Below are 11604 nucleotides of genomic sequence, written 5' to 3' on the forward strand. Positions count from 1 at the left end.
AGTGCGTAGCGCACAGAAACTCGGGAGTGAAGATGATGCAGGGCTATCCAGAGGGCGTCACCGCGCTCGTTACCGGCGGTGCGAGCGGAATCGGCGCCGCCAGTGCAAAGATGTTGACGGAGAAGGGAGTTCGGGTGGTAACGGCAGATCTTGCCGAAGGCGCGGACGAACAACTCGACGTGAGTGATCCGACAGCAGTCGATGCGCTTCGAACCAGACTCGGCAGAATCGACATCTTGATCAACAGTGCGGGAATCGTCGGGCCGTCAGCGCCACTCGTCGACGTCGACCTCGCGGCTTGGCAGCGTACGTTCCGCATCAACGTCGAAGGGGCATTCCTGATGTGCCGGGCGTTCGTGCCGGGGATGGTTGCGTCGGGGTGGGGGAGGGTCGTCAATCTCGCGAGTATTGCTGCCAAGGACGGAAACCCGAATCAGAGTGCATATTCCGCGTCCAAAGCGGCAGTCGTCGCGCTGACGAAGTCGCTCGGCAAAGAGGTCGCCACCACCGGTGTGCTGGTCAACGCGATTGCTCCCGCGGCCGTGGAAAGTCCTATGAATGCCGGCACCGATCCGGCCATCCTCGCCCGCTCGCAGTCTTTGACGCCGATGGCGCGGATGGGGCGGGCCGACGAGATCGCCGAATTGATCTCCTGGCTGTCGTCGTCGGCGGTGAGTTACTCGACGGGTGCTGTGTACGACGCCAGCGGTGGCCGCGCAACGTACTGAATTACCTTCTGGAAGAAGTCGATCAGAACTGGAGCAGTGACTGCCACAGTTCGCGAGATGCGTCCTGGTACTCGAGCATGTGCGAGATCAGTTCACGCAGTGGCTGCGTCGGTTCGAGTTCTTCCGGAAGGAGCGGATTGCGCACGATGACCGCGATCGCCGCGCTGCCCAAGGCAAGTGATTCACGGGCAGCCTCCTCGCGACTGATTGTCGCCAGGCGTGTTTGCGCCTGTGTGAGTGCTTCACGGGCCTCGGCGATGTCGACCAACAGTGCTTCCGAGTTCCAGAGTGTGCGGATTGTCGAATCATCCTCGGGGGCAAGGTGAGCGATTTCCATGACAGCCGATTCGGGGGCGGCGCCGAGTCGGCGGAGAGTGCGGCGGGCGCTGTCCGTGCCGCCGAGCAGATTGTTCGGGCGGACGGCGAGTGTGGGCTTCCACTCCTCGTAGCCCGCCAGGCGCAGCGCCTGATCGTGTCTTCGGGCGGCAGTGCGGTCGCTTCGTTTGAGCGCTGAGTGCTCGACGGCTATCCACGTGCCGTCCCAGGGGAGTATGCGATCGGTACGAGTTCGCCACCCCTCGACCTCGCTGTAGGTGGGGATGCCGTCCGGGTTGAGGACGTACGTTCCACGAGCGGTACGACGCAGTTTGTTCTCGCGGCACAGGCGGCCCGTTGCCACGCGAACGCTCGATGCGCTGACACCGACGATCTCGCCGGCCCGGGTCAGCACTGCAGTGCTGAACTCGGTGTCCGGACTCGCCGTTGCGAGGTCCAGCACAACTCGGGTTGCGGACATTCCTCGATCAGTTTGTAACAACTTTTGAACAACTCCTGACAAATTCTGTTACAAGTGGCATGGTGGGTACCGGGAAACCTTAGCCGCGAGCAGTGAGGAAATATCGTGACCGACTCCGATCGACCAGGTGGCGATGTCTATGTGGAGCGTGACGGTGGCGTCACCGTCATCGTGATGAATCGCCCTGATCGCAAGAATGCGGTGGACGGGCCGATGGCGGCGCAGTTGCGTGATGCCTTCCTGGAGTTCGAATCGGACGAGAGTCAGAAGGTGGCGATTCTGTGGGGCGCGGGCGGCACATTTTGTGCCGGTGCGGATTTGACCGCAGTCTCTGACCCCGCCCGCGTGCACGAGTTGCATCCGGAAGGCGGCGGCACCGGCCCGATGGGGCCGAGTCGGTTGGTGTTGTCCAAGCCATTGATCGCCGCCGTCAGCGGATACGCGGTTGCAGGAGGGCTCGAGCTTTCATTGCTCGCGGACCTGAGGATCTGCGAGGAGGATTCCGTGTTCGGAGTCTTCTGCCGGCGCTGGGGAGTTCCTCTCATCGATGGTGGGACCGTGCGACTGCCGCGAATCGTCGGGCAGGGGCGAGCGCTCGACATGATCTTGACCGGTCGCCCGGTCGACGCTCCGGAGGCGCTGGCCTTCGGACTGGCCAATCGTGTTGTTCCAGTGGGGCAGTCACTCCAGGCAGCCAAGGAGCTTGCGCACCAGTTGTCCGCTTTCCCTCAACTCTGCATGCTCGCGGATCGCGCGTCGGCCTACCGATCTTTTGATCTACCACTTGCCGAAGCACTGCGGGCCGAGGGCGTCGCGGGAAATCCCATTGTCATCGCTGAAGGTGTGCGCGGCGCTGCTGCGTTCGCCGCGGGCGCCGGCCGGCACGGCCGGTTCGAGAACAACCCGAATTCGAACGAGGAAACTGAACCATGATGCCCATAACCAGAGACCTGATCGCCCGTGGTGCGCGACAGCACGGATCGCGAACAGCCGTCGTTTTCGGCGATCGATCGATGACGTTCACGGAAGTGGACGAACTCAGCAGCCGATTGGCGCACACATTCATCGCCCTCGGTATCGGGCGTGGTGCACGGGTTGCATTGCTGGTCAACAACTCTCTTGCCAGCGTCCCCGTCGATTTTGCCTGTGTCAAAGCCGGCATCAACAGGGTTCCGCTCAACTCGCGTCTCTCGCTCGACGAGCACGCGAGAATGCTCGAGGACACCGACACCTCGCACGTCGTCTTCGGTAGTGACCTCGCCGACCGCGCCGCTGAACTGTCCGCCAGGTTCCCCGAACGTACGTTCATCGGGCTGGAAACAGGTTCGGCGCGGCAGCGTTCGCTGCTCGACCAAGCACAGAGCATGCCTTCGGACACACCGGACGTCGAGTTAGCTCCCGACGATGTGATCCTGACGCTGTTCACCTCCGGGACCACGGGAACATTGAAGGCCGCGCAGCACACTCAGCGCAGCTACGCCGGCATCTGCCGCAATGTTCTGCTCAATCTGCTTCCGGCGACTCAGGACGATACGATGCTGCACGCGGCATCACTGATTCATGCCAGCGGTGTCTTCGTGCTTCCGTTCTGGCTGCGTGGCGGCAAGACCGTCATCCTTCCCGGATTCGACCCGTCGACCTTCTTGGGCTCGATAACCGAGCATCGGGCTACGGCAATCAATCTGGTGCCGACGATGATTCAGATGCTCCTCGAACGCCCTGATTTTGCGAGCGCAGACATCTCGAGTCTGAAATCCGTGATCTACGGTGCGTCGCCGATGCCGCTGGCCACCATCGAACGTGCAATGCAGGCGTGGGGCAACACCGTTTTCTCCAGTACTACGGGCAGACCGAGGCACCGCTGTGTATCGCAGTCCTACGGCCCGAAGATCACACGGAAGATCGCCTGCTGTCCTGTGGTCAGCCCGCCATCGACGTCGAGATCAGGCTGCTCGACGGCGAGGGAAACGAAGTGCCCCAGGGAGAACCGGGTGAAATCGTGATCCGCTCGCCATCGGCGATCGCCGGATACTTCAATGCACCGGAACTGAATGCGGACACCTTCACCGAAGACGGCTGGGTTCACACCCGTGACATCGGTCAGTTCGACGCCGAAGGATTCTTGTTCTTGAAGGACCGAGCTTCGGACATGATCATCAGCGGCGGATACAACGTCTACCCCCGTGAAGTCGAGGATGCACTCCTGACGCATCCGTCTGTCCGTGAGGTCGCCGTGGTGGGTACCGCCGACGCCAAGTGGGTGGAGGCGGTCACGGCTGTGGTGGTACTCGAGGACGGGACCGTCGAAAACGACGCACTGCAAGCATCATTGGTCGCGCACGTTGGCGAACGACTGGCGTCGTACAAGAAACCGCGTCGGGTTGTTTTCGCAGAATCCATACCGAAGACGGCCGTCGGCAAGCTCAATCGGAAGGCGCTGCGAGACGAACTCCGCGACGCTATCTAACTCCGCGAGTGCGGAATTGAACGCTGATTCTCGGCCCGAGGGCCCGCGCACTCTTCGGGACACAGTGTTCCCACGTGCGTTGGCAGGATCCGCCCATGACGAGTAGATCTCCGTGTCCGAGATTGAAGCGGATGGATTCGCCGCCCCCACGAGGGCGCAGTAGGAGCGGGCGAGCCGCACCGAGAGACAGGATGGCCACCATCGTGTCCTCGGTGCGACTTCGTCCCGTATCGTCCCCGTGCCAGGCAACGCTGTCGGAACCGTCGCGATAGAAACACAGACCCGACGTGGCGAATGGTTCACCGAGTTCGTCGAAGTAGTGACTGCTCAGCGCGTCTTTGGCTTCGGTGAGAAGTGCGTCCGGCAGTGGTTGATTCTCTGCGTAGAAACACACCAGACGAGGGACGTCGACAACGCGGTCGTACATCTGACGCCGTTCGGAACGCCACGGCACCGTAGCCTCCAGATTGTCGAACACGGCCTCCGATCCGGTCAGCCAGGCCGGGCGATGGTCGACCCATGCGCCGGCGGTGAGAATGCGTCGCTGCACCGTGCCGTCGAGATCGGCCAAAGAAACGCCGAGGTCACCGTTGTCGAACAGAGACGGTTGCATCGTGGCGGTCATAGGCTCCACCGTACACCGAAATCGAACATATGTTCCCATGAATTTTGATTGCAGTGCTGGACGGCTGTTCATCCTTGCTGGGTGATGTCCGTCGGCGTGAACCTTTGAATACTGTTCTCACGCTATTTCGCCGAAGAAGGGGACGTCATGACTGCTCCGCACCAATCTCATGCGAACCATCCTGTCCGACAAGGCTTTGCCATCGGGACCACGGTGGCGGCAGCCTGCCTGCTCTTCGTCGCGGGAATCGTCGCGTTGCTCCAGGGCATCGCGGCTCTCGCAGACAACGACCTGCTGATCGTCGGAGTCAACTACACCTTCGAATTCGATGTCACGACATGGGGTTGGATCCACATCGTGCTCGGAATCATCGGCATCGCGGTGTCGCTGGGATTGTTCGTCGGCATGACGTGGGCCCGCGGCATGGCCTTTGTGATCGCGGCGCTCTCGATCGTGGCGAATTTCCTGTGGATGCCGTACTACCCGCTGTGGTCGATCGTGATCATCGCCCTCGACGTCGCTGTGATCTGGGCCGTCGCGTCCTGGCGACCTGACGAGGTGTAATCCTCTGACCGAAGTGAGTGGTTCACCTGCGACAGGTGAACCACTCACTTCGCTGTGTCCGGGCCTCCACGGTTGGCCTCATCCCTACGCGGCGTCAGCGCCGTTTCGGTGACTCGCGATCCTGGTTCTCGCGCGGACGCATGTCCTTCGTCGATCGGTGTGGGAAGCCGTGGATCATCGAGCAAGAGATCCAGCAGATCACCACCGTTGCGATTCCGAGTCCGATCGACGCGAATGGTTCCTGCGTGGCCAGCCAGACGCTCAGTCCGATTGCCGTCCCGACGATCAGAATCAGGATGGTGTCGAGTCGTGTCGTTTGCATCGAAATCATCGCCTGGCACAGATTGTTTTCGGCGGCCCGCTGGTTTTGGCGGCCCGCCACCCGGCGAGTGACAGCCGGGGGCAGACCTTGCGCGGCTGACCCCTCGCTCTGGAAATCGCCGCCGCAAGTGATCAATACCCGCGAAATTCGTCTGCGAAACTATTGGCAGGCAGAACAGGACCTTTGGCCGGTCAGATCGATTCCGCGCGGTTGGCCGCCTCGATGAATCGGGACCATAACGGTACGCGGACGCTAATGGGAGAGAGTGTCTTTCGGCCCTGTCCGAGGGGGAACTCATTGGCGAGATATTCGAGGAGGTTTGCCCCGTAGTAGACGATGTCGGTCTGCCACACGGAGATCACCGGCGATCCCGAGGGGGAGGGTGCGGCGGGCGTGAAGCGGTGAGCGAAGATCGGGACAAGGCGCGGCCACGCTCCGATCTGTTGACGCACGATTGTGGTGACGTCCTCGGGTGAGGCGGGCATTCTGCCCCACGATGCCGGCCAGAACGGTGGTTGTTGATGCAGTGCATCCCAAATGAAACCTTCGGTGACTGTATCTAGCCAAGTACCCAACTCGAGGTCGTCGGCGCTACGCCAGTTCGGCCAACGGTCGCCAAGTGGTAACGCAGTGGCAAGAAGGCTGCGGTGGTCTGGGTTGAAGTGAAATCCAAAGCGTTCGTGGACGGAATCGAACTCTGCGTCGGTCAGGCCCTCGCTGAGTTCGATCCCGGCCCCGTTGAGCAGTGCCGCTGCCTCGCGCCCGACGTGCTTCATTTCAGGAGTCTTGCAGATGCCACGTCCAGAACGGCAACGATGCTCTGGTCGATCACCGCACAATCGCCCGGCCGGCCTGTTGGTCGAACCTACGTTGAGGTTGTACATACTAGTTGTTACAGTCGATTGGTGAACTCAAAGGACCAGCTGACGGGTGCGATGGCAGAGCTGTTGTGGGAGCGCGGCTATGCAGCGACGAGCCCACGCGACGTGATGACACGTGCCGGGGTTGGCCAGGGCAGCATGTATCACCATTTCAGTGGAAAGCACGAACTCGCGGTACAGGCGCTGTCTGCAGTTACCCGAGAAATGACGGGCGAGTCATCTCCGTTGGGTGGAGAAGGCTCGCCCCTCGAACAGATGAAGCGCTACCTCTCATTGCCGCGGCCGGGTACTCGGGGGTGCCGGGTGGGTCGGATGACCCAGGACCCGGAAGTGGTCACGGATGCAGAACTGATCGCAGTCGTTGCGAACGCCTTCGACACCATGCTGAACCATTGGGAGCGGGCGATCACTGCCGCGATTGCTGCAGGAGAACTTCCGACGAGCATCGTCCCGGCGGATCTCGCGCGAACGCTGGCAGCCGTCCTGCAGGGCGGCTATGTACTTGCCCGCGCGCAGGGTGAACAGGGCCCGATGGACGCGGCGGTTCGTGGAGCCATTTCCCTGCTCGACGCCGCCCAGTCCGCTCTGCGCACCGATCACTGACCAACTCGAGAAAGAGAAATCAATGTCCGTTCGTATCGGAATCAACGGCTTCGGCCGCATCGGTCGCAGCTACCTGCGGGCTGCGCTACGCAGCGATGCGGATGTCGAGATCGTCGCGATCAACGACATCGCCGACGCCGCAACCCTCGCTTCGCTCCTGGAGTGGGACTCGGTGTCCGGTCATCTGGACGGCGTCGAGGTCGACGGGGACGCGATTCTCGTTGCAGGAAAGCGCATTCGCGTTACCTCTGAGCGCGAGCCGTCCCTCATCCCCTGGAGAGCCGAACGCGTCGATGTCGTCATAGAGTCGACCGGCCGATTCACGGACTCGGTCAACGCTCGCCAACACCTGACAGCGGGAGCGCGAAAGGTGATCATTTCGGCTCCCGCCGACAGTGATGTCTCTGCAGTTGTACTCGGAGTAAACGACGACGTCCTCGACATGTCGGAGGACGTATTCTCGAACGGATCCTGCACGACCAACTGCCTCGCACCGATGGTTAAGGTGCTGCACGAGGCGTTCGGCATCGAGTCCGGACTGATGACGACGATCCACGCCTACACCAGCGACCAGCGCCTCCACGATGCTCCTCACAGCGATCTCCGGCGCGCCCGCGCCGCGGCATTGTCTACGATCCCGACTTCCTCCGGCGCCGCCGCCACCATCGGGCGGATCATCCCAGAGTTGGACGGAAAATTGACCGGACTCTCGCTGCGCGTCCCCGTGCCAGTCGGTTCTATCACCGACCTCACTGCCCATCTCTCACGACCGGCGACTGTCGTGGAGATCAACGAAGCGTTTCGCGTCGCATCGCAGACTCCCGAACTCTCGTCTTACCTTGCCTATTCGGAGGCGCCACTTGTCTCTGCCGACATAGTCGGCAATCCCCACTCGGCAATCTTCGATGCGCCCCTCACACAGGTCGTCGGCGAACAAGTGAAGGTTTTCGCCTGGTACGACAACGAATGGGGATTCTCGAACCGGCTCGTCGAGCTCTCGCAGCGCGTCGGCTCATAGAGACCAGACGCAGGGCGGAAGGCTTCGGTCGTGGAGGCTGTGCGACGGAAACTGATTTCCCATGGGGGACCCTCGTATGGACCGCACTGGTGCGTGGTGCCCGCAATGATTGGCCGCGATGTGCCCTCACCTGTGGCAGAGGGCGCTGGGTTGTCGAGCGAGTCCGCCATCGTTGCCGTAGATCGGTTGCCGGTGATCTCACCGTACTAGTCGGAAGGTGGTCTGGGCTCGAGGAAATCGGGAGGTGCGGCTGCCGCCGACCCGCATCAGATCGGGACGCAGTCGTTGTACTGTGAGCCATGCCGACCCTGCTTCGACGTGCATTCAAGATCGGCGCGGTAGCGCTGGCAACGATTGTGGTGGCGGCCTACCTGTATGCGGCCTTCACTTATCGCAGCGCTGATGTCTTTGCGCCGCCAGGACGCATCGAGTCTCTCGGCCGGACCTATCTGATCAGTAATTTCCCGCCGCGCACTCGTGAAGACCTCGAACAGCGATACGCGCAAGGCCACCGTGAGCAGTACGCCTTGGAACAAGTGAGTTCCGTATTTCCGTGGCGCGCTGTCTACCAGTGGCAGAACGACCAGATCCGCGGCCAGGCGACGTCGAGCGCGTACCTGAAATGGGGCGAGACGTACATCAGCTATTCGCTTTCGGGTGGCCCATGATTCTGCGTGACCGAGTCGAACTCACATCGCTTCGTCTGCTGTCGCTCGTCGTGCTACTGCTGCACCGGACTGCGCTTGCAACCGTTCTTCGATGCGGCCGTACCGCCACACGAGGAGGGCGATCATCCATGTGACGACGAAGAGTCCGACGATGATGAAGCCCATCGCGCCGAGATCCAAGTTCCCGATGGCGCCGAGAATCCCGTCGTGGATGTCGAGTTTGTCGGTGAAGATCGAGATGATTTCCTGGGTCCCGATCAGCAGTGCCACTGCCACCGAGAGTCCGGTAATCACCATGTTGTAGTAGATCTTTCGTACTGGCTGGGCAAATGCCCAACCGTAAGCGAAGTTCATGAACGATCCGTCGATCGAGTCGAACAGAGACATCCCGGCGCAGAAGAGTATCGGTAGAACGAGGATCGAATACCACGGGAGCCCTGTCGCTGCAGCGCCGCCGGCGATCACCAACAGTCCCACTTCGGTGACGGTGTCGAATCCCAGTCCGAACAGCAGACCGACCGGGTACATGTGCCCGGGCTTGCGAACCATCTTCATCACCGGGCCCAGGATCTTGTTGAGGGCGCCGCGGCTGTCGAGTTCTTTCTCGAGTTGTTCCTCGTCGAAGGTTCCGGCCTTGTACTTCGTGTACACCCGATGAATCCCGATGAGAGAGAAAAGATTCAGGAGGCCGATCAAGATCAGGAACGTTCCGGAAATGGTTGTGCCGAACAAGCCGGTCCACTTTTCCAGATCGGAGTTGTCGTCGGAAAGGCTGGTGGCAAGTTGCCGCACACCCAACGCCAGAAGTGCGACGAGAACAAAGACGATGGTGGAGTGTCCGAGTGAAAACCAGAAACCGACGGACATCGGTTTCTTGCCGTCCGCCACCAACTTCCGAGTGGTGTTGTCGATGGCGGCGATGTGATCGGCGTCGAAAGCATGGCGCATGCCGAGCGTGTACGCCGTGACACCGAGTCCGATGCCGAAGACACTGCCTTCGATCGTGTAGTGGCCGGGGACAACCAGACCGAGAAGAACTGCCCACCCGACGACGTTGAGTGCAACGACGGTGACGGTCATTCCGATGATGCTTCGACGCTGGCCTCGATCCAGACTGTGCCAAGCGCCGGCGATTCGGGTGCCCGTCGTGGTCATTGTCGTGGACATCGAACCTCACCGATCTTTCAGTCGCGGCCGGCGGCCACCCTACTGAAATCGTATAAGTGTTCAACTGTTCAGATAAGCGCCTGGAGGTTACAAATCACCCATACGGGAGTAAAGCTGCTTTGCTCCCGGATGGGAATTGCTCAGGCAAACACGGTATTGACCAGCGCAACGTAGATCGTCGTTCCGACAACGATGCTCAGGACGGCATTCTTTCGCCACAGGTGCGCGGCGATTGTGGCACACACTGCAATCAGTTCGGGGAGGCCGTGAGACGGGGCGGTGATCGACACCCCTTTGAGTGAATACATCACGAGGATCAGCATGACGCCGGCCGGCATGTAGATGCCGAGGTAGCCGACCAGGGCGGAGGAGCGCAGCGGCATGAGCGCGGCGAAGGGGATTGCGCGCAGCGCGAAGGTGACCACGGCCATGACTGCGACCGCCGCAAAGATGTACGAGGTGTCAGGCATCGATCTTCGCCTTTCGTGAGTCGTAGACAAAGCGGCCGATCAGGAAGAGCACGAAGGCGCCCATTGCAATTGGCAGCATGTGATCCGGGGCTGCGAGCCGGGCGACCAGAGCGCAGGTGACCGCAGCGACCGGCACCGCGAATCCGTTTTGTGCGCGAATTGCCTCGATCGAGAGGACGACGAACAGTGCGGTCAGAGCGAAGTCGAGACCGACTATCGAGTCCGGAATCCACTGTCCTGCCGTCGCGCCCAGGATCGCGCCACCGATCCAGTAGCCGTGGAGGTACAGCTGGGAGTAGACGATGACGCGTCCGGTGAGTGCCTTGGGATCGGCAGTTACCGACATCGCATAGGCCTCGTCGGTCAGCGCGAACATGCTGTAGAAGCGGGCGAAGGGGTTGCGAATCTTTTCCAGCGGAAAACTCAAGGCGTAGAACACATGTCGAAAGTTGACCAGCAGTGCGGTCAGAGCGACGTACGGCAGTGGTGTCATGGCCGCGACCATTCCGACGGCGAGAAACTCCAGCGATCCGGCGTAGATCAGCGAGGTGAAAGCGACTGCCCACCAAGGGTTGAGGCCCTGTTGGACCACAAGAACGCCCAGGGCTATCCCGAGTGGGAGCAGGCCGAATCCGACCGGCAGCGACAGTTGGAAGGCGTGCCGCCACGCCGGGGTTCGCGGCGAGAGTTCGACGGCAGGCGCGGCCGTCGACGAAGCTGGTTCGATCACGACGCAAATCTATAACAAAGATCGAGGTGATCGATTGCTCAGAATGCCCACATATTGAACAGTGCGCAATAATAGTGCGATGGATGCCATGGATGACGCAATTTTGTTTCACCTCCGTCAGGACTCGAGTCTGACGAACACGGAATTGGCGGATCTGGTGGGTCTGACACCGTCCCCTTGCCTGCGCCGCGTGAAAAAGCTCGAAGCCGACGGAATCATCACCGGGTACCGCGCGATCGTCAGTCAGGAAGCGCTTGGCCGAGGATTTCAAGTGATCGTCACCGCCGAGATCGGAGTCAACGACCAGGCGACCATCGAGGACTTCGAATCCCAGGTCGCCGCCTTCGACGAAGTGATCGAATGTCGGCGGTTGTTCGGAATTCCCGACTACTTCATTCGGGTCGCGGTGAAAGATCTCGCGACGTACGAGAACTTCATGGTCACCAAGCTCAGCGGGCTTCCGGCTGTCTCGCGGGTGACATCGCTGATCACCATGAAGACCATCAAGAGTGTCGACTGATGCCCGGGCTCGGCTGAACCTTCACTAGGTGTCGGTGGTCGGCGT

At 61.1% G+C, this 11604-nt stretch carries 15 protein-coding genes and 2 pseudogenes; 10 read left to right on the forward strand and 7 right to left on the reverse strand.

The genetic code is table 11. From position 1 onward, the window contains the following. Positions 1 to 35 precede the first annotated feature (35 nt). Positions 36 to 728 (forward strand): SDR family NAD(P)-dependent oxidoreductase, encoded by a 693-nt coding sequence (locus B0E55_RS03180; protein WP_080909251.1) that lies wholly within the window; start codon positions 36 to 38, stop codon positions 726 to 728. Between the two features lie 22 nt (positions 729 to 750). Here the strand turns inward: B0E55_RS03180 and B0E55_RS03185 are convergent, their stop codons facing one another. After that, positions 751 to 1524 (reverse strand): hypothetical protein, encoded by a 774-nt coding sequence (locus B0E55_RS03185; RefSeq protein ID WP_080909086.1) that lies wholly within the window; start codon positions 1522 to 1524, stop codon positions 751 to 753. A gap of 105 nt (positions 1525 to 1629) precedes the next feature. Here B0E55_RS03185 and B0E55_RS03190 point away from each other — a divergent pair, with 105 nt between their 5' ends. From B0E55_RS03190 to B0E55_RS32115, 4 genes and pseudogenes are all read left to right on the forward strand, one after another. Beyond that, on the forward strand, positions 1630 to 2457 hold the full coding sequence (locus tag B0E55_RS03190) for a crotonase/enoyl-CoA hydratase family protein (RefSeq protein ID WP_019744984.1): 828 nt from the start codon (positions 1630 to 1632) through the stop codon (positions 2455 to 2457). 80 nt (positions 2458 to 2537) lie between these two features. Further along, positions 2538 to 3257, forward strand: a pseudogene (locus B0E55_RS03195) (AMP-binding protein); the annotation flags it as partial. Positions 3258 to 3337: 80 nt separating this feature from the next. Further along, positions 3338 to 3499, forward strand: a pseudogene (locus tag B0E55_RS32530) (AMP-binding protein); the annotation flags it as partial. 24 nt (positions 3500 to 3523) lie between these two features. Continuing rightward, positions 3524 to 3991 (forward strand): class I adenylate-forming enzyme family protein, encoded by a 468-nt coding sequence (locus B0E55_RS32115; protein ID WP_338013643.1) that lies wholly within the window; start codon positions 3524 to 3526, stop codon positions 3989 to 3991. Here B0E55_RS32115 and B0E55_RS03200 read toward each other — a convergent pair. Next, positions 3984 to 4616 carry an alpha-ketoglutarate-dependent dioxygenase AlkB gene (locus tag B0E55_RS03200; RefSeq protein ID WP_029256052.1) on the reverse strand — a complete coding sequence of 211 codons (633 nt, stop codon included), beginning with the start codon at positions 4614 to 4616 and terminating at the stop codon, positions 3984 to 3986. The two genes, B0E55_RS32115 and B0E55_RS03200, sit on opposite strands and share 8 nt — an antisense overlap. A 147-nt stretch (positions 4617 to 4763) precedes the next feature. Between B0E55_RS03200 and B0E55_RS03205 the strand changes: the two genes are divergently transcribed. Beyond that, the gene (locus B0E55_RS03205) at positions 4764 to 5180 is read left to right on the forward strand and encodes a DUF7144 family membrane protein (protein ID WP_080909087.1); all 417 of its coding nucleotides are present in this window, start codon (positions 4764 to 4766) and stop codon (positions 5178 to 5180) included. 94 nt (positions 5181 to 5274) lie between these two features. Here the strand turns inward: B0E55_RS03205 and B0E55_RS03210 are convergent, their stop codons facing one another. Then, positions 5275 to 5502 carry a hypothetical protein gene (locus B0E55_RS03210; protein ID WP_020970523.1) on the reverse strand — a complete coding sequence of 76 codons (228 nt, stop codon included), beginning with the start codon at positions 5500 to 5502 and terminating at the stop codon, positions 5275 to 5277. Positions 5503 to 5693: 191 nt separating this feature from the next. Further along, a complete protein-coding gene (locus B0E55_RS03215; protein ID WP_080909252.1) occupies positions 5694 to 6278 on the reverse strand; it encodes a hypothetical protein in 585 nt (194 codons plus the stop codon). Between the two features lie 129 nt (positions 6279 to 6407). On the opposite strand from B0E55_RS03215, the gene B0E55_RS03220 reads away from it, so the two are divergent. The 3 genes from B0E55_RS03220 to B0E55_RS03230 all read left to right on the forward strand — a co-directional run bounded on the left by B0E55_RS03220 (position 6408) and on the right by B0E55_RS03230 (position 8672). Beyond that, the gene (locus B0E55_RS03220) at positions 6408 to 6986 is read left to right on the forward strand and encodes a TetR/AcrR family transcriptional regulator (protein ID WP_080909088.1); all 579 of its coding nucleotides are present in this window, start codon (positions 6408 to 6410) and stop codon (positions 6984 to 6986) included. 22 nt (positions 6987 to 7008) lie between these two features. After that, positions 7009 to 8004 (forward strand): type I glyceraldehyde-3-phosphate dehydrogenase, encoded by a 996-nt coding sequence (gap, locus tag B0E55_RS03225; RefSeq protein ID WP_080909089.1) that lies wholly within the window; start codon positions 7009 to 7011, stop codon positions 8002 to 8004. A 299-nt stretch (positions 8005 to 8303) separates the two neighbouring features. Continuing rightward, positions 8304 to 8672 (forward strand): hypothetical protein, encoded by a 369-nt coding sequence (locus B0E55_RS03230; protein WP_080909090.1) that lies wholly within the window; start codon positions 8304 to 8306, stop codon positions 8670 to 8672. Positions 8673 to 8693: 21 nt separating this feature from the next. Here the strand turns inward: B0E55_RS03230 and B0E55_RS03235 are convergent, their stop codons facing one another. The 3 genes from B0E55_RS03235 to B0E55_RS03245 all read right to left on the reverse strand — a co-directional run bounded on the left by B0E55_RS03235 (position 8694) and on the right by B0E55_RS03245 (position 11039). Further along, a complete protein-coding gene (locus tag B0E55_RS03235; protein WP_080909091.1) occupies positions 8694 to 9839 on the reverse strand; it encodes a HoxN/HupN/NixA family nickel/cobalt transporter in 1146 nt (381 codons plus the stop codon). A 140-nt stretch (positions 9840 to 9979) separates the two neighbouring features. Continuing rightward, positions 9980 to 10309, reverse strand: a complete 330-nt coding sequence (locus B0E55_RS03240; protein ID WP_003940007.1) for a branched-chain amino acid transporter permease — start codon at positions 10307 to 10309, stop codon at positions 9980 to 9982. After that, positions 10302 to 11039 (reverse strand): AzlC family ABC transporter permease, encoded by a 738-nt coding sequence (locus tag B0E55_RS03245; RefSeq protein ID WP_020970518.1) that lies wholly within the window; start codon positions 11037 to 11039, stop codon positions 10302 to 10304. The genes B0E55_RS03240 and B0E55_RS03245 overlap by 8 nt, the downstream gene beginning before the upstream one ends. Before the next feature lie 79 nt (positions 11040 to 11118). Between B0E55_RS03245 and B0E55_RS03250 the strand changes: the two genes are divergently transcribed. Further along, positions 11119 to 11559: an Lrp/AsnC family transcriptional regulator gene (locus tag B0E55_RS03250; protein ID WP_020970517.1), complete on the forward strand. Its 441-nt coding sequence runs from the start codon at positions 11119 to 11121 to the stop codon at positions 11557 to 11559. The last annotated feature ends 45 nt before the right edge of the window (positions 11560 to 11604 follow it).

It is taken from the genome of Rhodococcus sp. 66b (assembly GCF_002076325.1).
Classification (GTDB): domain Bacteria; phylum Actinomycetota; class Actinomycetes; order Mycobacteriales; family Mycobacteriaceae; genus Rhodococcus_F; species Rhodococcus_F erythropolis.

What these genes read in the sequence shown, in the direction of transcription:
- gap (WP_080909089.1), top strand. Translation starts at nt 7,009, where the DNA reads ATGTCCGTTCGTATCGGAATCAACGGCTTCGGCCGCATCGGTCGCAGC.
- B0E55_RS03180 (WP_080909251.1), top strand. Translation starts at nt 36, where the DNA reads ATGCAGGGCTATCCAGAGGGCGTCACCGCGCTCGTTACCGGCGGTGCG.
- B0E55_RS03205 (WP_080909087.1), top strand. Translation starts at nt 4,764, where the DNA reads ATGACTGCTCCGCACCAATCTCATGCGAACCATCCTGTCCGACAAGGC.
- B0E55_RS03230 (WP_080909090.1), top strand. Translation starts at nt 8,304, where the DNA reads ATGCCGACCCTGCTTCGACGTGCATTCAAGATCGGCGCGGTAGCGCTG.
- B0E55_RS03210 (WP_020970523.1), bottom strand. Translation starts at nt 5,502, where the DNA reads ATGCAAACGACACGACTCGACACCATCCTGATTCTGATCGTCGGGACG.
- B0E55_RS03240 (WP_003940007.1), bottom strand. Translation starts at nt 10,309, where the DNA reads ATGCCTGACACCTCGTACATCTTTGCGGCGGTCGCAGTCATGGCCGTG.
- B0E55_RS03215 (WP_080909252.1), bottom strand. Translation starts at nt 6,278, where the DNA reads ATGAAGCACGTCGGGCGCGAGGCAGCGGCACTGCTCAACGGGGCCGGG.
- B0E55_RS03235 (WP_080909091.1), bottom strand. Translation starts at nt 9,839, where the DNA reads ATGTCCACGACAATGACCACGACGGGCACCCGAATCGCCGGCGCTTGG.
- B0E55_RS03250 (WP_020970517.1), top strand. Translation starts at nt 11,119, where the DNA reads ATGGATGCCATGGATGACGCAATTTTGTTTCACCTCCGTCAGGACTCG.
- B0E55_RS03200 (WP_029256052.1), bottom strand. Translation starts at nt 4,616, where the DNA reads ATGACCGCCACGATGCAACCGTCTCTGTTCGACAACGGTGACCTCGGC.
- B0E55_RS03185 (WP_080909086.1), bottom strand. Translation starts at nt 1,524, where the DNA reads ATGTCCGCAACCCGAGTTGTGCTGGACCTCGCAACGGCGAGTCCGGAC.